The organism is Rhodococcus erythropolis NBRC 15567 (genome assembly GCF_001552595.1).
Taxonomy (GTDB): domain Bacteria; phylum Actinomycetota; class Actinomycetes; order Mycobacteriales; family Mycobacteriaceae; genus Rhodococcus_F; species Rhodococcus_F erythropolis.
The window spans coordinates 106,577-129,090 of record NZ_BCRM01000022.1 but is presented as its reverse complement, the minus strand read 5'-3'; the positions used below and the strand labels follow the sequence as shown (position 1 = coordinate 129,090).

At 62.7% G+C, this 22,514-nt stretch carries 20 protein-coding genes; 13 read left to right on the top strand and 7 right to left on the bottom strand.

The genetic code is table 11. The annotated features are described in order from the left end of the window. Positions 1–192 precede the first annotated feature (192 nt). Together RE4_RS23560 and RE4_RS31460 are read left to right on the top strand one after the other, a co-directional pair. A complete protein-coding gene (locus tag RE4_RS23560; protein WP_020968326.1) occupies positions 193–525 on the top strand; it encodes a hypothetical protein in 333 nt (110 codons plus the stop codon). 271 nt (positions 526–796) lie between these two features. Beyond that, positions 797–1,444, top strand: a complete 648-nt coding sequence (locus tag RE4_RS31460) for a hypothetical protein (protein WP_201799168.1) — start codon at positions 797–799, stop codon at positions 1,442–1,444. A 130-nt stretch (positions 1,445–1,574) separates the two neighbouring features. On the opposite strand, the gene RE4_RS31870 is transcribed toward RE4_RS31460, so the two are convergent. Further along, positions 1,575–1,913: an IS3 family transposase gene (locus RE4_RS31870; RefSeq protein WP_370671303.1), complete on the bottom strand. Its 339-nt coding sequence runs from the start codon at positions 1,911–1,913 to the stop codon at positions 1,575–1,577. Between RE4_RS31870 and RE4_RS23550 the strand changes: the two genes are divergently transcribed. Beyond that, positions 1,886–3,016 (top strand): lipase family protein, encoded by a 1,131-nt coding sequence (locus RE4_RS23550; protein ID WP_127159963.1) that lies wholly within the window; start codon positions 1,886–1,888, stop codon positions 3,014–3,016. The genes RE4_RS31870 and RE4_RS23550 overlap by 28 nt on opposite strands. A gap of 6 nt (positions 3,017–3,022) precedes the next feature. Here RE4_RS23550 and RE4_RS23545 read toward each other — a convergent pair whose 3' ends face one another. From RE4_RS23545 to RE4_RS23525, 4 genes are all read right to left on the bottom strand, one after another. Then, complete coding sequence (locus RE4_RS23545; protein ID WP_046377878.1) at positions 3,023–3,505, bottom strand: hypothetical protein; 483 nt, start codon at positions 3,503–3,505, stop codon at positions 3,023–3,025. Between the two features lie 961 nt (positions 3,506–4,466). Then, complete coding sequence (locus RE4_RS23535; protein ID WP_060939460.1) at positions 4,467–4,829, bottom strand: ASCH domain-containing protein; 363 nt, start codon at positions 4,827–4,829, stop codon at positions 4,467–4,469. A 272-nt stretch (positions 4,830–5,101) separates the two neighbouring features. Further along, complete coding sequence (locus tag RE4_RS23530; protein WP_081098417.1) at positions 5,102–7,081, bottom strand: amino acid permease; 1,980 nt, start codon at positions 7,079–7,081, stop codon at positions 5,102–5,104. 4 nt (positions 7,082–7,085) lie between these two features. Beyond that, a complete protein-coding gene (locus tag RE4_RS23525; RefSeq protein ID WP_020968335.1) occupies positions 7,086–7,904 on the bottom strand; it encodes a polysaccharide deacetylase family protein in 819 nt (272 codons plus the stop codon). A gap of 122 nt (positions 7,905–8,026) precedes the next feature. Between RE4_RS23525 and RE4_RS23520 the strand changes: the two genes are divergently transcribed. The 3 genes from RE4_RS23520 (at position 8,027) to RE4_RS23515 (ending at position 10,773) form a co-directional block, all read left to right on the top strand. Continuing rightward, entirely contained in the window at positions 8,027–9,556 is a 1,530-nt protein-coding gene (locus tag RE4_RS23520; RefSeq protein WP_230544148.1) for an LCP family protein, read from the top strand. Positions 9,557–9,689: 133 nt separating this feature from the next. Next, complete coding sequence (locus RE4_RS31075) at positions 9,690–9,896, top strand: hypothetical protein (RefSeq protein WP_124568973.1); 207 nt, start codon at positions 9,690–9,692, stop codon at positions 9,894–9,896. 46 nt (positions 9,897–9,942) lie between these two features. Further along, positions 9,943–10,773, top strand: coding sequence for a crotonase/enoyl-CoA hydratase family protein (locus RE4_RS23515; RefSeq protein WP_060939451.1), 831 nt, complete (start codon positions 9,943–9,945; stop codon positions 10,771–10,773). Positions 10,774–10,879: 106 nt separating this feature from the next. Here the strand turns inward: RE4_RS23515 and RE4_RS23510 are convergent, their stop codons facing one another. Beyond that, positions 10,880–11,371, bottom strand: a complete 492-nt coding sequence (locus RE4_RS23510) for an inorganic diphosphatase (protein WP_003941181.1) — start codon at positions 11,369–11,371, stop codon at positions 10,880–10,882. A gap of 103 nt (positions 11,372–11,474) precedes the next feature. On the opposite strand from RE4_RS23510, the gene dacB reads away from it, so the two are divergent. From dacB to RE4_RS23475, 7 genes are all read left to right on the top strand, one after another. Continuing rightward, positions 11,475–12,884, top strand: a complete 1,410-nt coding sequence (dacB, locus tag RE4_RS23505) for a D-alanyl-D-alanine carboxypeptidase/D-alanyl-D-alanine endopeptidase (protein ID WP_029254401.1) — start codon at positions 11,475–11,477, stop codon at positions 12,882–12,884. Continuing rightward, a complete protein-coding gene (locus tag RE4_RS23500) occupies positions 12,884–13,957 on the top strand; it encodes an Rv3626c family coenzyme F420 biosynthesis-associated protein (RefSeq protein ID WP_019746776.1) in 1,074 nt (357 codons plus the stop codon). The genes dacB and RE4_RS23500 overlap by 1 nt, the downstream gene beginning before the upstream one ends. Then, the gene (tilS, locus tag RE4_RS23495) at positions 13,958–14,935 is read left to right on the top strand and encodes a tRNA lysidine(34) synthetase TilS (protein WP_046377881.1); all 978 of its coding nucleotides are present in this window, start codon (positions 13,958–13,960) and stop codon (positions 14,933–14,935) included. A gap of 3 nt (positions 14,936–14,938) precedes the next feature. Beyond that, the gene (hpt, locus tag RE4_RS23490; protein ID WP_019746778.1) at positions 14,939–15,493 is read left to right on the top strand and encodes a hypoxanthine phosphoribosyltransferase; all 555 of its coding nucleotides are present in this window, start codon (positions 14,939–14,941) and stop codon (positions 15,491–15,493) included. 122 nt (positions 15,494–15,615) lie between these two features. Further along, positions 15,616–16,281 (top strand): DUF4190 domain-containing protein, encoded by a 666-nt coding sequence (locus RE4_RS23485; protein WP_060939450.1) that lies wholly within the window; start codon positions 15,616–15,618, stop codon positions 16,279–16,281. A 22-nt stretch (positions 16,282–16,303) separates the two neighbouring features. Next, a complete protein-coding gene (locus RE4_RS23480) occupies positions 16,304–18,625 on the top strand; it encodes an outer membrane protein assembly factor BamB family protein (RefSeq protein WP_060939449.1) in 2,322 nt (773 codons plus the stop codon). A 46-nt stretch (positions 18,626–18,671) separates the two neighbouring features. Beyond that, the gene (locus tag RE4_RS23475) at positions 18,672–21,047 is read left to right on the top strand and encodes a DUF7937 domain-containing protein (RefSeq protein WP_060939448.1); all 2,376 of its coding nucleotides are present in this window, start codon (positions 18,672–18,674) and stop codon (positions 21,045–21,047) included. Positions 21,048–21,078: 31 nt separating this feature from the next. Here the strand turns inward: RE4_RS23475 and RE4_RS23470 are convergent, their stop codons facing one another. Beyond that, positions 21,079–22,488 (bottom strand): acyl-CoA synthetase, encoded by a 1,410-nt coding sequence (locus tag RE4_RS23470; RefSeq protein ID WP_060939447.1) that lies wholly within the window; start codon positions 22,486–22,488, stop codon positions 21,079–21,081. Positions 22,489–22,514: the final 26 nt, after the last annotated feature.

Below are 22,514 nucleotides of genomic sequence, written 5' to 3'. Positions count from 1 at the left end.
AGGAAAAGACCCGATCGTGACTGACCTTCTTCTCTGGTCGGCCCGTATCCAGCTAGGCGCTTTGCTCGCTCGGGCTCGCCATCACCAGCAAGCTCAAAACGAACACCAAGGTCGTTAATAGGGCGCTCGCTGCGAAAAAGTGCGCAGAGACCAGTTCCGCGGTCGACGTTGAGTAGTTGTACGGATTCGCGGGTGTCGCTTCGCGTGCAGGCTCAGGACGTGACCATCTGGCGGAAGATCGGCGTGTTGTTCCTTGCATTGGTCTGGACGCTCGTGGCGGCGGCCTTGGTGTTGTTCGGTCTGTGGGATTCAATCGACACGAGCTGTGACGGACCTGCGGAACGCGATATGGCCGGTGGCGGATGGCTGGTGATCGCGACGTTGTCCGTATGGTCTGGGGCATTCGTCGTGTGCGCGCTTCGTCTCCGCACCGTGACTGCGGCCGTGCTCGCGACACTGTCGGTCGTATCGTCGACACTGGTCGTGGTCAACATGCTCGCCACTGCCTCGGGCCTTTGTTGGTGAATGTCTATTCGCCTTCCTGGTCGTTCACGCGTTCGGATTTTTCGATGATCGCGTGCATCGAAAAAATGCTCATACCCAACGTGATCACCCCCTCGAACTTCCCGAGACGAACCGCGTTAGGAAGTTCAGAAGTGTTGCAGGAAAACAATTTTGGGACCAGGTTGCATAGGTGATCAAGTGCCCCACAGATTCGTTACCCCAGTTCCGCCCGTTCTGGACAGGCTTTCGGGTTCCGCTCATTAGCCACCGTGGTCTTGGACATACTGAGGTCATGACGAGCCGAGGAGTGGCACGTAGTTGGGACGTGGGGGGTATGCAGGGCGTGATCGACTCCGCAGACACTCCGGGCGGTAGCTGGACCTCATGGACATCTGTAGTGGTCCACGGGTTCCCGGGTTTGGTCGAAGGTCAGGAAGTCGAGTTCGAGTGGAATCAACTCGACGAGCCGGCAGACGGTTACGACTTTCACACCGTGCAGGCGTGGCCAGTCGGCGAGGACCACACGCCGCCGGGACCGCCCGGTTTCAGGGCTTGGGATATCGATCCCGACGGCACCGTTCACGAGGTCACCGATCTAGACATCACCGACCTCGACGATACGATCGCGCCCCCGATCGGCACCCCAGCGATCGGTGTCGTCACCACGTGGAATGGTGAGGAAGGCTGGGGAGTCATCGACTCCGCGGACACTCCGGGCGGTTTGTTGGACCTTCTACAGCGCCCTACACCCCGACGAAGTCATCAACGCTCGGCCGGGCGACAGTTTCAGCATCGGCGGAGGGATCAGCGCTCTCGTCGTCGGAGAGCAGGTCGACTTCGAATGGGAGCCGGTCATCGACCAGGACGGATACAAATTTCGTGCGATCAAGGTCAGGCCGCGGCGGGATATCCCCCCGTGGCGCGTCGAACGAATCAGTAGGTAGCTCGACATCGACGGCACGTCGACGACCACCTGACCTGCCTCGAACGCCGCGAAGCGCTCGCCAACCGCAGCCTCGAGCACCCTCGCATCAAAGTCCCACCTCACTGGCTCAACGTCGACGGACCGATCATGCTCGAGGTAGCCCTTGGGCATGCCTCTTCGTGCGCATTCGAGCCCGAAGACAACCATCAATCGTGCACCGTGCCACATCAATGCCCTCACTACGCATTTCCAGCCACACCTTGTGTGCGCCGTAGACCGAATAATTCTCGGTACGCACACGGCTGACCTCGGCTTTAAGTTCTTCGTCGCGCACGGTCCGCTGGCCCCTCGACTGCAGGAGCGGCACCCGAAGATGGTCGAACCGGTATACCGGCACCTCCGGTTCGCGCAGAATGGAAGTCGGCGCAGACACCGACGAACCACGGGAGCGATGCGATGATCCGACGACGGCTCGGCCAAGCATTGATGGTGATCGCACTCGCCTCCGCGGCCGTCTCGACCGCGCCCGTCCACGCGCAGGAACCGGCGCCAATCACGGCGCCGGGCACAGTGACCGCGGCAACTTCCCTGCCGCACTCCTTCTGGATTCCCGGCGCCGCCAACGCATCAAAGCTCACGTACTGGTCCACAGGACCGCGCAGCCAGCCCGCGTTGAGTACGGGCGCGCTCTTCCTGCCCCCCGGCGATCCACCCGACGGTGGCTGGCCGGTCATCTCGTGGGCTCACGGCACTGTAGGTATTTCCGACCAGTGCGCTCCCACCGTGACCGGGACCGTCGGCAGTCCGTACCTCACGAACTGGCTCTCGCAGGGCTACGCGATCGTCGCGACCGACTACGTGGGGCTCGGCACGCCGGGAATCCACGCGTACCTGGACGGACCGTCGGCGGCGCACAGCGTGATCGACATGGTGCGCGCCGCGCGTGCGGTCGAACCGTCGCTCTCACCGCGGTGGTTGGCACTCGGACAGTCTCAGGGCGGGCAGGCCGCTATGGTCACGGCAGCGATGGCCACACGGTACGCACCCGAATTGGACTACCGGGGCGCGGTCGCGACCGGGGCGCCGTCCAATCTGGAGAACCTTGCACCACTCGTGGGGCCGGACTTTCCCCGCTTGCCACTGACCGGCAGCACCGTGTTCGTCTCGTACCTCTTGGCCGGACTCCGGGCGGCGCGACCCGATCTCGACATCGATCGCTACCTGACACCACGCGGCACGGATGCCCTGGCCCGAGCCGAAACCGACTGCTACCAGGACATGGCATCGGGCCTCGGCGACGTCACGATCGGCGATCTGGTGAACCGGCCCCTCGACGATCCCGCGGTGCTGGCTGCTGCTCGCGGCATGCTGGAGATCCCGACGACCGGGTACGACCGGCCAGTGTTCCTCGGGCAGGGGCTGACGGACGAGATGGTGCCGGCACCGCTGGCTTTGAAACTCGCGGCCGAACTCGCCGCCAACCGCCAGCCAGTTACATTCCGAACATATCCGACCGGTCATATCGAGACGATGCGGGCAGCGCTCCCCGAAAGCCTCTCGTTCGTCCGGAATCTCTTCCAGCCGTAGGTGAATTCACGCGTTTGTCGCATGGCTGGCAGGGGTCCGCTTGCGGCTCGCGATCTCGTCGGAGAGCTGCTGCACGTGGGCGGGGTCCGCGTCCCTGGCAAGGGCGACGTAGTGGTCCATGACGGCCGGCCGGTAGCGCACGGGCAACGTCTGTCCCGGGGCGAGTCGTGTCAGTTCGGTGATCGTGAGGTCTTCGTCTGCGATACCGCGGAACGAGATGCCGTCGGAGGTCTCCACGTCGAACATCAGGACCGCGCGTGGATTGCTGTTGACCTCCCGCCAGTCGACGAGAACGCCGAGCGCAAGCGCCCCCGTACGTAGTTCCGCACTGCGCTTGCGTGCATCACTGCTCATGAGCGGGTTCGGGGCGACGCCAGGAAAGTCGGGCCCGACGCCGAGCGATTCCCGACTCAGGTCAGGCCGGAGCTTTGACATCACATCGTCGAGCGTCATCTTCGAATCGTGGCGCTTCTTCTTCCAACCGAACATCCTGCCCCTCCCTCACCTCGGTGCCGGAATCTCGGCCTGGCGCTTCGCTCTGACCGCGATTGTATGTCGCGGTCATTCCCGATCTCCGTCACATCGTCCCGTCGCGATGGGGTCGCCGTCTGCGGTCGTGGACGGGCTCGGTCAGGGCACCTGTCTGTCGGACGAGTCATAGACCAGGAACCGTTGTCAGTTGGATCATCTACTGCATTCGCCTGCTCGGCGGTCCGGCCACCTGCGGTGTCCACGCGAAGAGAAATTCGCTGCGCTCCGCGATGACCTTTCCGCAGCACTGGCAGGCCATGATCGAGCACCACGAGACCACGCCCGAACAGACCTACACGTGGGCAAATTGGATAAAAACTAAGGCGCCACAACAAAACCCGACGCCAGTCGAGATTCGGCCGACTCCCAAGCTGGGCGCTCCGGAGCGAAAACTAGCCGACCTCGACACCACCAAGTTTCACATCCACTGGCGCCCCGATGCCGATCACCACATGCAAGCAGGGCTGGGCGGAGGGTTTCGTGGTTTGGGCGGAGGGTTTCGTGGTTGTCGACGCCGTCGAAGTCTCCTATGGCATCTCCGATGGAGATACGTCCAACCCTGGGTCAGCATCGCCGGAAAGTCGAGTATGGTCCGGTCATGGGCCGACTCACAGAACTACTCAAGTCCGTAAAATCGCTCGGATCACGCAAAGACACCGCCGCCAAGCAGGAAAAACGCGCACTGGATCGGTGGGAAAACGAAGGCGGTCCTGTCGCAGAGGATCCACGACAACGCTGACCTCGGACGAGTGCCAGAGCGCCTGGACCGATCAACCCAGCCAGAATGGGCCGCAACGACCTGATCGGCTTCTCAAAGCCGGACCCACACTGACTCCGGTCAGTGGGTCGGCGCCGGCAGCGCAGACCTCGACGCACACGGAAATACAACAGACGTTTTCGACGGCTGAGTTCGGTCACACTACGTCGTGGGTAGTGACGAATCCCCACGGTCACCAGTGGCTATGACTACCACCTGAACAACAGCGTCTTCAGGCATCTCGGGGTAGTAGTTGACCCGGAGTTGTCTTGCGAAATTCGTCATGTCGGTGCCGGGTGGCTGGCGGGCTGCTAGCGGCGACAGATGAGCGAGATCGTACGTTTCTACAGCGGTGACCTGTCCTGCAGGGGGGCGGGCGGTCGGGTGATTATCGAAGATGAAAATTGCCGGCCCTTCGTGAATGTCTTCGCGCCAGCGGACGGTGGAAACTTTCGCGCCAGAAACCACTGCCGTGTAATGCTTCTGATCAAAGTGCACGGTTTGAGCAGGCGCGCCGGTCGTCATGCTCGCATTGTCCACTAAGTGTCTCCTCCGGACCATAGATCGAACGAAGAATCGCGTTCAACCACTCCCCGCCCCGGTAAGCCCGTCCTGCTCCCAACTGCTTGTCACTGATGTTCGCCGACTTCTGAGGGTGCAGATGTTCACCGGATGCGTTCTCGCAGGATGCTCGAACCTCGTGGCCGAGGTCGGTTGTGCCCGAAGCAATAAACAAAGCTGGCTGTGCGAGCAACGGCGCACCTGTACCCGCGTGAGCGGTCGGTGGGAGTGCCGCGTCAACCGACGTGGACGTGTGGCCGTCGGGACTGGTCGGGTTCGGCTCGGCGGAGAACCTCACGGGTCACGGGAGCGGTTTCGCCCTCACCGATGAAGAGGAATCGGAGCAGGTACATGATCGGGTTTCCCTCGGTCCACTCGAAGTAGACGTTGGGAATCACGCCGGTGATGTCTCTCGTCCGCAGGAGAACCGCCGCAATGGTGTTGGGGACGGCAGGGCTGTCGACCCAGAGGATCCGGTGCTCACCGCGCTGTCGGCCGTGGACGAGGAGGTCGGTGCTGAATTCGGAGGAGTCCGTGACGTTGACTTCGATGAAGATGATCGACTCCGCCTCCGGGATGTTGCTTTCGGCGCGCTGCTGCGATTCCTTCTGCCGATACTCGTCCTCGTCGAGACGATCGACGTCGTGCGCCACCATCGCGAGGTAACCCTTCTCGGCTGCCTCGGCGATGAATTGCAGTGCAGTCTCGTCGAATTCGACGGAGGTTGCCCGTAGTTCGAAGGCTCGCGAGATCCGGGAAAGGAAGGACACCACCATGATCGCGGCGATGAAGAACGATGCGACTTTCACACCGTCTGGACGTTCGAAGATGTTCGCGATCGTCGTGTAGACGAACAAAACTGCAACAAAACTGAACCCCACGAACAGTTTTCGCTGACCGTGCTTGCGAGCGGACAGGGCAACGGCGACGGTCGCCGACGAGATGAGCACGAGGACACCGGTTGCGTACGCGGAACTCTGAGCGTCGACACCGGCGTCGAAGTAGATCGTGACGGTGATGGCGATGACGCTGAACACGAGGACCAGCGGACGCACGGCGCGGGCCCACGACGGCGCCATACCGTAGCGGGGGAGATACCTCGGAACAAGATTGAGCAACCCTGCCATTGCCGACGCACCGGCAAACCAAAGGATGAGGATCGTGCTGAGATCGTAGACGGTTCCGAAGATCTCACCCAGATAGTCGTGCGCGAGGAAGGCAAGCGCGCGACCGTTGGCAGCGCCTCCGGGTTGGAACTCGTTTTCTGGGATCAGGATGGTGGTGACCAGGCTCGACGTCAGCAGGAATCCGCTCATGATCAGCGCCGCAGTGGTGAGCAGGCGCCGTGCGCCTTTGATTCGGCCACGTGGATTCTGTTCCGTGTCGTGCGGATCGCCCTTGATCTGCGGCATGACCGCGACGCCGGTTTCGAAGCCGGACAGACCGAGAGCCAACTTCGGGAAGACGATCAGCGCGATCAGGATCATCATCGCCGGGTTTCCGTGCTCGGTGGTCATGGCGCGCGTCCAGTCGGTGACCAACGACGGCGCGGTCGCGATGTGCCACAAACCTACGGAGATGACCACCACGTTCAAGGCGAGGTAGACGGCGACCAATCCGACCGCGATACCGATCGCTTCGGTGAATCCGCGGAGGAATACCGCAGCGAGGAGCGCGAGCAGAACAAGGGTGACGGCGACGGTGTGTCCGGAGAGAAAGGTTGGAGCAAAAGGATTCTCGACGAGGTGCGCCGTGGCATCGGCAGCCGAGAGCGTCATAGTGATGAGGAAATCGGTGGCCGCGAATCCGAGAAGCACGAGAACGAAGATCTTGCCGCGCCACTTGGGCAGCAGCTTCTCGAGCATGGCGATCGACCCCTCGCCATGCGGACTCTCGCGAGCCACTCGCCGGTAGACCGGGAGCGCACCGAACAGCGTCAGCAGAATCAACACGACTGTCGCGATGGGAGCCAACGTGCCGGCCGCCAGTGCCGCGATACCGGGTTGGTAACCGAGAGTGGAGAAGTAATCGACACCCGTCAGGCACATCACCTTCCACCACGGGTGGCGCTTCTCCTTCTTCGGCGCCATCCGGTGTGGCCCCAGATGTCCGGCGGGTTCCTCGGTGATGTCCGCGAGCAGCCAGGCCTCGGTGCGTTGTTTCACAGACGGAGCCCTGTTGTCGGCCGGAACCTCGTTGTCGGCTGCGGTCACCACGGCGTCACGGCTTCAGATAGACATCGTTGAGCGTGACCGTCCGCAGGTTCCGGCTTCGGATGATGTCCACCAGTTGCGGATACACGTGGGTCACGGGCAGATAGTTGAGGTGTCCGATCACTATGGCCCCCGGATTGAAGTACTGGTTCGCCATCTGCAGGATGTACTCCTCGGTGATCAACGAAGAATCCGACAGCGACCCGTACCAGAGGGTGGGTACGGTGTAGCCGACGCTCGCGGCCACGGAATCGACTGTCGCGTTGTGCCTTCCATACGGCGGCCGAAAGTACGGCGCCGCATCCACGCCGTAGGTGTTGCGCAGGAACGTGCCGTTCTTCGTCAGCTCGTCGGCGATCTGCTGCTTCGACACTGACGTCAGATCCGGGTGCGAGTAGGTGTGATTGCCGAGCTGAATTTGTCCGCTCTCGACAAGAGGTCTGAGAAGTCCGGCGTTTTCGGTCCACGAGTTGTATTGCCCGTTGACGAAGTACGTCAAACGGATGCCGGTGTCTTTTGCGAACTGTGTGTAGAGGCGCACGACTTCGGAGCTGGCTCCGTCGTCAACCGTCAGGGCCAACAGATCCCCGCCGCCGGGCAGGGCGGTCAACGATCCGCCGGCGGGCAGCGGCACCCGGGCAGACGGCGGTGGAGGCGGCAGCAAGGCAGGCGGGAGATTCGGAACAGCGGCGGGGTCTGCTGGCTCGTCGGCTGCGGCGACGGCCGTCCCGACGGAACGTGACGAACAAGCGGTTCCCATGGTCACTGCGGCGGTTCCGGTCAGAGTTGCTGCTGCGAGGGCACTGAGGAAGCGTCGGCGGTCCACAGGGCGGAGCCTAGAGCAGATTTGCCCAATTCGGACTTCATTCTCAGCGTTCTTTCAGCGAATGACCAGCTGTGTCCGGTATCGACAGGTTCTACTCAGGAACGGTGGATAGCGTGTCGGCCGTGGAACCGCGACCTCGACACTCGGCAACCAGGCACAGGCGTAGGCGTCAACCGCAGCGGTCGACGCTCTCGGTAGGGCGCAAGCTGGCGGCGGCGTCCCTGTCGACGACGATTCTGGTGGGCGTCGGAATCGGGTGGTATGTGCAGTCGGATCTGACGTCGGGGATGTACCGGTCGGATGCGCTCTCCGCCCTCGGTGACGACGCCGGAAGTTCTCTCGACGGGGATACCAACATCTTGTTGATCGGGCTCGACAGTCGCAAGGCGATGGACGGCAGTGACCTGCCGGCAGAGTTCGTCACCGACAAGTTGCACGCAGGGGACAGTGATGTGGGTGGGTACAACACGAACACGCTTATCCTGCTCCATGTTCCGGGCGATGGTGGCAAGGCCAGTGCGGTGGCAATTCCACGCGACGATTACGTCGCGGTACCCGGCTATGGAATGGCCAAGATCAAGGAAGCCTACGGAATGGCGAAGGCTGATGCGGACGCCAAACTCGTAGCGGACGGTGTGACGGATCCTGCTGCACGAGAACAACAAGCGCGTGAAGTCGGTCGGCGGTCGACACTGACCACCGTGCAGAATCTGCTCAAGGTTCCGATCGATCACTTTGCCGAAGTGAACCTGATGGGCTTCTATGACGTCGTCTCGGCTATCGGCACTGTTCAGGTGTGCCTCAACAATCCGGTGCAGGATGACTTCTCGGGCGCCAACTTCCCGGCGGGGGTTCAGACTCTCGATGCGTCACAGGCACTTTCGTTTGTCCGTCAACGCCACGGCCTGGACAACGGGGACTTGGATCGCACCCACCGGCAGCAGGCTTTCATCAGCGCGGTGATCGCCAACTTGAAGAGCTCCGGCGTCATCGGAAACATTCCGAAGATGACGGCACTGGCCGACGTGGTGAAGAAGGACGTGGTGATCGATTCCGCCATGGATCCCGTCCGATTCGCTTCTCAGGCAAGCGCTCTCGCGGGTGGGAACATCGACTTCTACACCCTGCCCATCGAGGGATACGAGACCGTCGACGGCCAGGACGTCAACATGGTCGATCCGGCGCGTCTGCGTAGTGAAGTGTCGCGGATCTTCGCGGGAGGTGACTCGGCATCTGCACCTGCGATGGACACCGCGATCTCGACCGGGAACGAAGTTGTGGACATCCGCAACGGAACCGCGACGGACGGGTTGGGCGCCGCGTTGGCAGCGGCGATGAAAGCGTCGGGAGTCGAAGTCGGAGAGGTGAGCACCGCAGCTGCGACGGCAAAGTCGGTGGTCAGCTATGGAGTCGGCGCCAAAGTCGTCGCAGAGGCGCTGGCCGAGCAGTTGGGCGTGGCCGCAGTGCCGAACGAGCAGGCAGCGGCCGAATCAGTGTCTGTACTGATCGGTGAGGACAATGCGCAGACCGTGTTCTCGGCCGCTCCGGCGCAGTCGGACTCCTCGGTATCCGCCGGCACAGTTCCCGACACGGGAGCGCAGGGATCACCTATCCGAGCGGACGCGAATGGCGGCATTCCCTGTGTGGACTAACTCTCAGGTAATTCGCACGAAACTCACGCTGACTTCTTCGGTCTGCGGGTCTACATTGGAGAAGTCGAACTCAGTCGGGTACTTCACCTTTGGGGTACCTGACTGAGATTGCGTAGTTGAAAGGATCACCGACATGGCTACAACAGCAGCGGTACAGAATCCGACACGCTCACGTGCCAGGACCATGTCCTTGTCCGAGTACGTGGCAGAGCATCCGGCGCAGCGCGTTTTCCCGCCCACGAGTGAGCGGGCGGCCAGGATGGCGATGCTCATCATGTTCGCCCTGATGGCCGTCACCCTCGTCGTACTGGTACTTGACGAGGCAGGAATCTTCGGATGAAGGCAGCGGTCTTCGGCTGAGCCCGACCTTTAGTTACTCTTGAGTAATGACTGAACAGAAGAGCTGGAATGCGTTCACCGTCGAGCGCGAAGACAACATCGCCCAGGTGACGCTGATCGGGCCGAGCAAGGGCAACGCGATGGGGCCGGATTTCTGGAATGAACTCCCCGAAATCTTCGCCGACCTCGACGCCGATCCCGAGGTGCGTGCAATCGTCATCGCCGGTTCCGGCAAGCACTTCTCGTTCGGCCTGGACCTGCCGGCGATGAGCGGTGAATTCGGTGCCGTCCTCGCGGACAAGGCTCAGGCGGGCCCGCGCACCAAGTTCCACGACATGATCAAGCGCATGCAGTCGGGCATCAATGCCGTCGCAGATTGCCGCAAGCCCGTCGTCGCAGCTGTGCAGGGCTGGTGCATCGGCGGCGGCGTCGACCTGATCACGGCGGCGGACATCCGCTACGCAAGTGCCGATGCCAAGTTCAGCATCCGCGAGGTCAAGGTCGCGATCGTCGCAGACATGGGCAGCCTCGCGCGTCTGCCTGCGATCATCGGCGACGGACACCTGCGTGAGTTGGCTCTGACCGGCAAGGACATCGACGCAGCGCGCGCCGAGAAGATCGGCCTCGTCAACGACGTTTTCGAAGATGCCGACGCGGTACTGGCCGCGGCGCGCGCGACCGCCAAGGAGATTGCGCTCAATCCGCCGCTCGTGGTCCACGGGATCAAGGACGTGCTCGATCACACCCGCAGCGCGTGCGTGAACGACAGCCTTCGCTACGTCGCAGCCTGGAACGCGGCGTTCCTGCCTTCGCAGGATCTGACCGAGGCCATCACCGCCGTCTTCCAGAAGCGCCCGCCGGTCTTCCAGGGTGAGTAGAAACTGCAAGGGTGAGTAGGAACTGCAAGGGCGAGTAAAAACAGCACAAAAATCCCCGCACATCTTCCGATGTGCGGGGATTTTCGTTAGGCCTGAGAACTCGAGCTCAGTGACCGCCGTTGGCAGCGAGACGCTTGATCGAAGCCTCGATCTCGGCCTCTGCCTCGGCGCGGCCGACCCAGTTGGCTGCCTCGACGTGCTTGTTCGGCTCGAGGTCCTTGTAGTGGACGAAGAAGTGCTTGATCGCATCGAGCTCGAACTGTGAGATGTCACCCAGATCCTGGATGTGATCCCAGCGGGGGTCACCGGCCGGAACGCAGAGGACCTTGTCGTCTCCGCCGGCCTCGTCGACCATCTTGAACATCGCGACTGCGCGAGCCTCGACGATGACGCCGGGGAAGACCGACTCGGGGAGCAGGACCATGGCGTCGAGCGGATCGCCGTCCTCACCCAGGGTGTTTTCGATGAAGCCGTAGTCGGCCGGGTAGCCGAAAGCTGTGTAGAGGTAGCGATCGAGTTTGACGCGACCGGTTACGTGGTCGACCTCGTACTTGTTGCGCTGACCCTTGGGGATCTCGATGGTGACGTCGAACTCCACGCCGATTCCTCGCTGTCGTGTCGGTAATGATTCGTCGGAAGGATATCGGGTCAAGGATAAGGTTGCCTGACCACCCAGTAGGCAGAGCACAGACGGAGGGGCGTTGGCGGGCCAAGGAAAGAAGAAGATCGGCTCGTTGGAAGAGAGTCGACGGCGTAACTTCCGCATCCTTCTGGCGGTCGGTGCAGTGGTTGTACTGGCCGTCGCCGGAGTTGTCGTCGTGAAACTCGGTACGTCGAACGACACAGCCGGCAGCGCGACCGTGACTACGTCGCCGCAGCCTGCGCTCGTGACGCCGTCACCTCAGGTGGTGCCCGTCCCGACGGACGCACCGATCCCGAGCGCGTCGGGAATCGCAGCGGCGATCGGCCCGGCCGTGGCCAACCCGGATCTGGGGAAGTTCACCGGAGTTGTCGCTGATGCGCTCACCGGAAACATTCTGTGGAGCGCAGACCCGTCGACGCCGATGACGCCTGCGTCCACGACGAAGGTGCTGACCGCATCGGCGGCACTGCTGAAGCTGCCGCTCGACCACAGGCTGGCCACGACGGTGGTCCCCGGAGCGAGCCCCGGGCAGGTCGTTCTGGTCGGCGGTGGTGACCCGACGCTGACGGCGACGCCGAAGGGGCAGAGCGGGTACTACGCCAACGCAGCGCACATCGCGGATCTCGTCGACCAGATCAAGGCTGCCGGTACGCCGGTGACCAGCGTCGTGGTGGACTCGAGTTTGTTCAAGGGCGACAACATGGCCACCGGGTGGTTCCCCGCTGACATCGCGGCCGGTTACATCACCCCGATCGAATCGGTGATGATCGAAGGCGGTCGGTACGACGGCACTCAAGACGAGTCGCCGCGTTCGGAAACGCCCGCGTTGGACGCGGGCAAGGTGCTCGCTCAGGCACTCGGTGTCGATCCCGCCAACGTGAGTCTCGGCGCGGCGCCTGCCGGTGCCAAGCCGATCGCCACCGTGCAGTCGGCGCCGCTGAGCGACCGGCTGCTGCAGATGATGGAACATTCCGACAACGTGCTCGCCGAGACCATCGGGCGTGAGGTCGCGATTGCCTCCGGAATCGAAGCCTCGTTCACCGGAGCCGTCGACGCGACCGGCAAGACCCTGCAGGCCGCCGGGTTCGACTACACCGGAGTTTCGCTGCACGATTCCAGCGGGTTGTCCGTCGACGATCTCATTCCCGCTCAGGTACTCGATCGCGTCATGACGGCTGCGGCCGGTGACGGTGATCCGAAACTGCGCCCCTTGCTGGACTACCTTCCGGTGGCCGGCGGAACAGGAAGTTTGTCCGACCGCTACGCGTCCGGAAACCGAACCGGTGCGGGTTGGGTGCGGGCCAAGACGGGAACTCTCTCGACGGCCAGCGCGTTGTCAGGGTTCGTGGTCGATCAGAACGGGCGAGTGCTCACCTTCGCACTGATGTCCAATGACCGGCCGCCAGAAGTGAGCCGTCCTGCCCTGGACGCGATTGCCGGAGCATTGAGGAATTGCGGGTGCCAATAGTGGCCGAAAAGACTCCACAAGATGATGAAGCCTCGGCTCCGCTCGGTGGTGCCGTCGACTGGAGTCTTGCCGCCAAAGCCGGGATAAAACTGGCGCGCGGCGGCCCCGCGATGTCTCGCTACACGGCCGAGACGGCAACCGCAGAACTCGCCGAGGCATCCAAGCGTGCAGAACTGCCGGTTCGTGAAGTGACCGGTTTGGCCGACGGTCTACCGGTCCCGGCCGCTGACGTGCTTGACCGGGCCGGGTGGATCACGGCGGCCTCGCGGTCGATGGCGCATCTCACCGGCGCCGACCCTGACGGCAGTGGCAATCTCATCGTCGGAAAGCCGGCGGGCTTGCAGGCCGGCGCCATGCTGGCGTACCTGTCTTCGGCGATTCTCGGGCAGTACGACCCGTTCACCGGCGAGCACGGCACCCTGCTTCTGGTCACACCGAACATCGTCTCCGTCGAACGGTCCCTTCGGCTGAACCCGAGTGACTTCCGGTTGTGGGTCTGCCTGCACGAGGTCACCCACCGGGTTCAGTTCTCGTCCTCGCCGTGGCTAGCGGAGTACATGAAGGAATCCGTCGAAACGCTTGGTGCGACGGTGGACGAGTCGATGACCGACGTTGTCGGGCGCCTTGCTGCAGAGCTGCGCTCGCGGAAGGAACCCGACTCCAGTGACGGTGCGACGGCGGGCGGGATCATCGGCCTGCTGCGTGCTTCGCAGGCAGAACCTCAGCGTGACGCGCTGGATCGGATGCTCGTACTCGGCACCCTCCTCGAAGGGCATGCAGACCACGTGATGGACGCCGTCGGCCCCGCCGTGGTGCCGTCGGTGGCAACTATCCGCGCGGCCTTCGACAAGCGTCGGCAGCGCAAGTCCAACCCCGTGCAGCGGATCATCAAGATGCTTCTCGGCATGGACGCCAAGATGGCGCAGTACGTACGCGGCAAGGCCTTCGTCGACGCGGTGGTTCTCAAGGTCGGCATGGAGCAGTTCAACACCATCTGGACCGGGCCCGAGACCTTGCCGTTGCTCGACGAGATCGACAATCCCGACGCGTGGGTAAAGCGCGTTCTCGGCTAGATGCTGCTGCCTGAGACGCCTGCCCTCCTGGCGCTGCGACAGGCCGTGCGGGCATGGACGGTCGCATTCGAGCCACGACGCCGTGTGGTCGTCGCCCTGTCCGGGGGCGCCGATTCATTGGCGTTGACCGCAGCAGCGGTGGCGGAAACCGATTCTGTCGACGCGTTGATCGTGGACCATCGGCTGCAGCCTGGTTCTGATGCCGTCGCGCGCTCGGCCGCAGACCAGGCGCTGGCGCTGGGTTGCCGGACCGCGACGGTGCTGACCGTCGACGTAGCCGAAGGTGGGAGTCTCGAAGCCGCTGCGCGTGAGGCTCGGTACAGCGCTCTGCGCGACGCCAGGACTGACCTCCCGGTTCTGCTCGGACACACGCTCGACGATCAAGCAGAGACCGTCCTTCTCGGACTGTCCCGCGGGTCCGGTGGGCGATCGATTCAGGGTATGGCTGCATTCGACGCCCCCTGGGGACGGCCGCTACTCGGCATCCGTCGGTCGGTGACCAGGGCGGCCTGCGTCGACCTGGGCATCACGCCGTGGGAGGACCCGCACAACAACAATCCCGAGTTCACTCGCGTGCGTCTGCGGCACGAGGCGTTGCCGCTGCTCGAAGAAATTCTCGGCGGGGGAGTTGCCGAGGCGTTGGCCCGAACCGCGACGCAGTTGCGTGAGGACGGCGAGGCGCTCGACGAGTACGCCGAGGCCCTACTTCTACGGGCTGTCGTCGACGGGGAAGTGGAAGTGGACACACTTGCCGAAGCGCCCACCGCAATCCGCCGACGCGCTCTCCGGGCCTGGCTGCTGCAGGGCGGCGCAAAAGCATTGACGGACAAACAGTTACGGGCGGTCGACGCCTTGTTGATCGACTGGCGGGGGCAAGGCGGCGTCGCGATCGGGGGCGGAACACCGGAGGCGAGGTTGGTGGCGGCCCGGCGACGTGGCAGGCTGATCCTCGGATTCGAAGACCGACGAAGGGTTTGACGCGTGTACGAGGGCGACATCGCATCGGTACTGATCTCCGAAGAACAGATCCGTGCACGAACGGCGGAACTAGCTGAGGAAATCGCCAAGCGTTACCCGGCAGGCGCCCCCGAAGGGGATCTGCTGCTGATCGGCGTCCTCAAGGGAGCGGTCTTCTTCATGACCGACTTCGCCCGCGCCCTGCCGATCCCGTCGCAGATGGAATTCATGGCCGTGAGCTCCTACGGATCCTCGACCTCGTCTTCGGGCGTCGTCCGCATCCTCAAGGACCTCGACAAGGACATTGCCGGTCGCCACGTGCTGATCGTCGAGGACATCATCGACTCGGGCCTGACGTTGTCGTGGTTGATGCGCAACCTCAAGACGCGTAATCCCGCTTCGCTCGAGGTCGTCACCCTGCTCCGCAAGCCGGACGCGGTCAAGATCGACGTCGACGTCCGCGACGTGGGCTTCGACATCCCCAACGAGTTCGTCGTCGGTTACGGCCTCGACTACGCCGAGCGGTACCGCGATCTGCCGTACATCGGCACCCTGGACCCTGAGGTCTACGGCGGCTGAGCCTGCTCGCCGGTTAGAACTCTTCACATTTCGGCACCTCTGCATCAGTCCGCCGAACGGACGACAGACAGGTCTCCGAGGCGTCGCTAGATTCACGGAATGCGCTATCGACGGCTTATTCGGTGACCCTTCCGCCACCACCGCCACCGCCACCACCGCCCCCGCCTGGTGGGGAGCAGCAGTACTGGAGTGCCCAACCGCAGGGCGTTCTGTACCAACCTCCGACCACGAACGGCCTCGCAATTGCCGCCCTGGTCGGGGCGCTCGTGCTGGCGCCGGTCGGCATTGTGCTCGGCCACATTTCGCTGGCGCAGATCAAACGAACCGGTGAGCAGGGGCGAGGACTTGCAATCGCCGGTCTGGTCATCGGCTACATCTTCACCGCGCTTCTGGTGCTGTCGATTGTGTGGATGTTTCTCATTGCCAATGCAGTCACCCGCGCGTTCGACGACTACGACAGCGCGTCTTCTCTCTACTACACATCTGAATCGTCGAGTACGACTTATCCGACGTATGCGACCACCACATCCCGGACGGTGGCGCCGACGTACAGCGGAAGCGACACGGCGTCGGTCATCGCCAATGCCTCGGTAGGTGACTGCATCGTACGAAGGCTCGGGGCAGACAAGGGCGACGGGACCAGCGAGACATACGTCAGTCCGGTCTCATGCAGCTCGAGCAGCGCCACTCACCGGGTAGTCAGCCGCGGCACGTCCACATCTTCGTGTACCGCCGATTGGGTTCGCAAAGAGAGTCCTGTCGTAGTGCTTTGCCTAGCGGACGAATGATCGACAGAGGGAGACACAACCGATGACGTTGCCGCCCCCGCCCCCACCACCCCCACCACCCCCGCCTTCACCACCGCAGGCTCCGGTTGCCGGACATCCTCCGCCCTCTCAATCTCGTGGCCGAGGATGGATTCTTGCCGTTGCATCCCTTACCGCCGTCGCGGTCCTCGCCGCAGGCGCCGTCACCGTTGTCACGATTCTCCGGTCGGGAGACACCGATGGACCGGTTGCAGGCCAGCTGGTCAACACTTACCCCACGCAGCCGACGCCAGGGTGGTCGTTGGACGTTGACGAGGTTCTGCCGGGCGGAAGATTTCTGTGGCCGGATTCGCTCGGTGCGAGCTATGGAACGGCGAGATTCATCGACGTGGGACAGACTCTGATCACTACGGTCGGTCCACAGCAGGGCCAGCAGTCCCAACTTGTAGCAGTCGACGCCGAGAGCGGATCCATTCGATGGCAAACGCCGGTCGCCGGCACGGTGTCGTGTGCGACCGCCGCGATCGATGCAGCCCTACCTTGTGTCGTCAGGAACCCTGGTGGAACAGCTCGAGTCGTTTCCTTCTCGCTCGACTCGGGGGCGATTCGTTCGAGTGTCGACGCCGATACAGCCACCTTGGTCGAGGTTTCCGACGGAGCGGTCTTCACTGTCGGCGGTAGCCAGTCCGGGCTGGTGATTTCGCGCGGTACGCCTAACGATCTCGACGCGGCGTGGACAACGACAACTCCACCGGAAACCGACTGCGTCGGATCCGGCGATTCGCATTCGTTCGAGATCGTGGACGGCATCGTCTATTACTCGAGCATCGGATCTACGGCGCTCAACGCGGTCGATGGCGCACTGCTTTCGAATCCGAATCTGGGTGGCTACGAGGCACTTCCAGGACAAGGTTTTGCCGGCGTCCTCTGCGCGATGCCATTTCCGTCGGACGGATACTCCAGCATCGTGTCCGACCGTAACGGTGCGGAGAGATTTAGAGTTGACGAAGACGCACCGGCATCACCGTGGCTTGTCTCGGCATCGAACTCTCGTCCGTACATCGGCTCGCACGGTGCCTACGACATGAACGACGGCACCGAGTTGTGGTCGGTCATCGGCGGAGACCACTTCTCGCTACGCCGGATCGTCGGCGACATCGTGTTGGGCAACGACTCGGACACGCTCTCGGCCTACCGAATCGACACCGGGGAACAGTTGTGGTCGACCAAGATCGGTGACTACTTCTCTTACTCGGTCTCGGACGGTGAGCGAATTCTCGTCCATCCTAACGACGGCAGGGTACTAGCCGTTGAACTCGACGACGGCTCCATCAGCTGGTCACTCGATTCCCACACCAACCACTGGTCTTGGTCGAAGGCCCACGACGGACTCGCCTCGATCTCCAATGACGAATTCCTCTACTACCCACCGACCGGCGGACCGTCAGGGACACCGGGCAGGCTGCCCGCTGTCCCTGAATTCGACGGAGGCAACGAGTACGTCACGAAATGCGGACGGACACCGACCCTGACGCCGGTTGAATACCGCACGCAGGCAGAGGGTCTCGTCGTTCTAATGGAAATGAAAGCATCATGTCCCGGCGGAGACATCGTCTCCACCGACGCGCTTCGTGTGTCGATCACCGACACCGGCCACAGCGTTGCATCGGCGGTGTTCGACTTCTCCGATGCGCCGATCTATCTTCCCCGAACCGATGGGACGAACACGACGAACTCGATCCAGCGCGAGTTCCTGTACGACCTCGGTAGCTTCTGGAGGCTGCCGAACACTCTCGGTGAGTCTTCGAGTCTGACCAATTCGAGAGCGTCAGGTGCTCAACTCGTCGAATGCGAGGACGAGGGGACGAGTGATACCAGCCTGACATCCGGGCCGGCATCGCGAAGTGACACCAATACGCCGATCCGACCCACACGTAGCGCGCAGCCGACAACGGGCGACGTCGAATCTGCGAGTCTTGACGCCCTCCGGGCTCAGGCCGACGCCGATCGCCCCTTTGTGATCGGTGACCTCGCGAACAGGTGGGTGGCTCAGATCTCCTCCAAGCGGGTCGGACTCGATGCGGCGGATATCAATGGCGCTCAGGTGCATTGGACTGCTGCCCAGATCCTGCGACAGCATCTCGAACTTCGTCTCATGTATCCGGAGGTGCGTCTGCTCTGGAGTGACGAATGGCGGACCTTCGATCTCCGGGGTTGGTGGATAACCGTCGCAGGCTTGACGTTTGCGGATGCGGATGCGGCAAACGGGTGGTGCGATTCGAAGCGGATTGCCAACGATCAATGCTTCGCCAAGATCGTCAGCAACGATCGCGATTCGTCGGGGACCACCAAATATCGGCGATAGTGCCTGAGCCGTTCGGCGCACTTCCCACATCTGAGGAGCTTGGCGAATGACCGAAGACAACTCGCGTCAACACAGCGAATCATCAATAGACGGTTTGCCCCAGCCACACGGCGTGTACCCACCGGCGCAGGGCTATTCACCGGCGCGATCTGCGTTCGAGGATATTCGGATCGGTGACTACACCCGCGACGGGACAGCCGCGGTACTACTGTTCGTGTCGTTCTTCTTGCCGTGGAGTGCGACCGTCGCAATAACCCGCGTCGGTTCGAGTGCTCTTGTGGTGCTTCTGGTTTTGCCGACACTGCTGTCGCTGGTGTCCCTGTCTCTGCCGTACGTGGCGCGACTCGGAATGCTCGGGCCGAATTGGAATGTCGGGCAGATACGTGTGCTGCGTCTGGTGGCCAACGGACCCCTCATTGCCACTGTCGTGGGTCTTGTCGTCTACGACGTCATTCGTGGAATGTTCCGATTCAGTGAGAGCTCGAGTGTTTTCACCGGCAACGGGGTCGGCGCTGGAGCGTGGTTCGGGCTTGCCGGCGCCCTGCTCGCAGCTCAACCGCGAGCGGCCGAAATTCGCATCGACCCTCGAACCGCGCCGCGATGGTTGGCGTTGGTGAAGCCGCTTGTGTTTGTGGCTTGGGGGTCGTCAGTGGCCTCGGCGCTACTCGCGCTGATCTACATCCTGGTCTCCGCCAGTCGCTACCGATATTACGACGGGCCGCAGACATTCGAGAGCCTGATCGTTCTCTTCGTGTCGTCGGCCGTTCCGATCGTCGTGGTGGGTGTTGCGGCAGTCGGTGTCGCCAGACGGTTTGCGTCCTGGCGCCTCACCATCGCCGCGCTCGGCATCGCTCTCCTCGCAGCCGGATTACTCCACTCGATCAGCGAGGGCACAAGTGTCGAGCTGTTCCACACGGTCACGGCTAGTCCGTACTACGGCATCACGTTCTTGATTGCCGCAGCTGCAATTACATTCATTCCATTCGGTGTTGCATCCGTCGGCGACGGGACGCACCCCGGATACGTCTGGCTCGCAGCGGCACGAAACGGCATGCTGTTGATCGCGGTGTGGAGCTTCGGTGTTGGATTCTCTCAGATCGCAATGGCAGCAACGCAATTTGGCATCGTGCCGTGGGGAGATGCGTTGGTGCTCGCTGTTCTCGCGATACTCTTCGGGATTCTTGCCGTCGTCGGAGTCAGATCACTGTCGCTTCGGTATTCTTCGCTCGACCCTCGCCCGTCACGCGAGGGTGGTCTTGGAGTCTGTGTCGGCTTGCTCGTCCTGATGATCGCTCGTCTCGTGGTGCAGTCGGCCATGCATGGCGAAATATATTACAGTGCATGGATATTCGATCTCGCCATGGCGGTGCTGGTGGTTCTGGTTGCTCTCGCTCTCACAGTCTCACCGGCTGTTCGGAATTTGTATGCGGGGGTGCAACTGTTCGCGTCGGCCACCACGGTTACAGCTGCGGTACCGAATCTCGGACAGCCCGTTCAGCCTTCGAGGCGTGCTCTCGAGGCTGCGGATCCGCGGACTCCGGCGGCGGTGCTGTTCGAGATCGCATCGAGTTCGCCGGAGTTGCGGCCGGCGATCGCTGCGAATCCGTCGACGTACGACGATCTTGTGACGTGGCTCGAAGCGCTGGGTGATCCTGCCGTGGATGCAGCGTTGGACCGAAGGGCTGCTGGGCAATTCGGTCTACTCGGACCCGAACCCGAACCCGAACCTGCGACCGAGACGTTCATTTCGAGCGGACCGGAGGCCCGCTCCAGTGGCGACCTTGTGCAACCGTCCGCACCGCGACCGGCCGTGCCGCAATTTGCCGTGCCGCAACCGAACCCGGGGTATGGGCCGACCGGCGTTCCACTCCTGCCTGGTGGGTTTCGGCCGGCCGGCGCCGGGATACGAGTTGCCGCGCGGTTCATCGATTTTGCCATTCTCGCAGTTGTGTCGGTCGTCGGCGGAATGATCTCCACCGCGACGCTCGGAAACGGATTCGACTTCGATTCCTACCGGACAAGTTCGGGTCTGATCGGCCTGCTGATCGGGATCGGTTCGATCGTGTACTTCGTATGGGGAGAGTCGGCATTCGGGGTAACCCTGGGCAAACTCGCCCTCGGAATAGGGGTTCGCTCGGTAGGAGGTGCACGTCCGGCCTTGGCGCAGTCCTTCAAACGGAATGCATTCGTGATCCCCATGTACTTCGGATCGGCTGTTTCGGCGTTGGCCATGCTCGGTAGTGGTGACGAGCTCGTCGGCATGCTGAATTCGATGTCGTTGGGCAGTGTCGCGAGCATTCTCGGTTCTCTTGTAACAGTCGCTATTTCGATCGCGATCATCGTTTCGATCAGTAGCGCACCGGACGTCCGCGGCTTCCACGATCGGATGGCTGACGCCGCCGTCGTGGTGACCCGACAGTGACCGAGCACGCTTCGATGGAAGAGGCTTGCCTTCAGAGCGTCAGCAGCTTCTTCTGGACTTTGCCCATAGCGTTGCGGGGCAAGCTGTCCACCAGACAAACCTGACGAGGCCGCTTGTGGATCGACAGCGATTCGGCGACGAAGTCCGAAACCACCGCGCAGTCAGCTACGTCCCCGACGATGAATGCGACTATGCGCTGGCCGAGATCGTCGTCCGGCACACCGACGACGGCGGCCTCGCGAACGCCGGGGTATGCCAGAAGTGCCTGTTCCACCTCGCCTGCACCGATGCGGTATCCACCGGACTTGATCATGTCGACCGACTCGCGGCCGACGATGCGGTGGAATCCGCTGTCGTCGATCACCGCGATGTCGCCGGTGCGGAACCAGCCGTCCTCGGTCATGGATTCCGCTGTCTTCGAGGGGTTCCCGAGGTACTCGTCGAAGAGCACGGCTCCCGCAACTTCCAGTTGCCCAAGCTGCTCTCCGTCGTGCGCCGACAATTCGCCGTTCTCGCCGCGCAACCTCGTCCTGACTCCGGGAACAGCGTGCCCGACCCAACCCGGGCGACGTTCGCCGTCGTGCGTCGTGCTGACGGTGATGAGGGTTTCACTCATTCCGTAGCGCTCGACGGGAGCCAACCCGGTCAGCGATTTCATCCGCTCGAACAATGGAACCGGAAGTGGTGCACTTCCGGACACGAGCAAGCGCGCGGATCGCAATGCTGCCGCCGCCGAGGGATCACCGCACATGCGTGACCAGACGGTCGGAACACCGAAGTACAACGAGCCGCCCGCTGCGGCATACGAATCCGGAGTTGGTCTGACGGTATGAATCAGCGGTGAACCGACGCGCAAGGCGCCCAACACGCCGAGAATCAACCCATGGACGTGGAAGAGGGGAAGTCCGTGGACGAGTGTGTCCTCTGGAGTCCAATTCCACACGTGGGCAAGTGCGTCGAGATCTGTTGCGATCGCTGCTCGCGAGAGGACGACGCCTTTCGGCGCTCCGGTGGTTCCTGAGGTGTACATGATCAGTGCGGTAGCTGCCGCGCTCGGTTCGGGATAGGACGTCGCAGATCGCGCGTGAATATCGATGGGAATCAACGGGATAATCGAATCCGACGGTCCGTCCCCGAGTATCAGTTCGGCCTGGGAATCGGCGATGATGTGCTGACGTTCGAGCGGGCCGGAGTCCGGTGGGATCGGGACCACGGCAACACCGGCGATCAGCGCGCCGGCGACGGCGACCACTGTCTCGAGGCCGGCGGCGGCTTGTACTGCCACGCGCTGTGCACCGTGGATTCGATCGGCGACCGCGGTGGCGGCGGCCAACAGGTCGGCGCGAGAGAGGGTTGCGCCTTCGCCGAAACTGACCGCCGCTCCATGATCGTCGAATGTGTGGGGGTCGAGGGAGCGTAAAAGTGTGGATTCGCTGTTCATCGCGAGTTTCCTTTCTTCAAACGAAG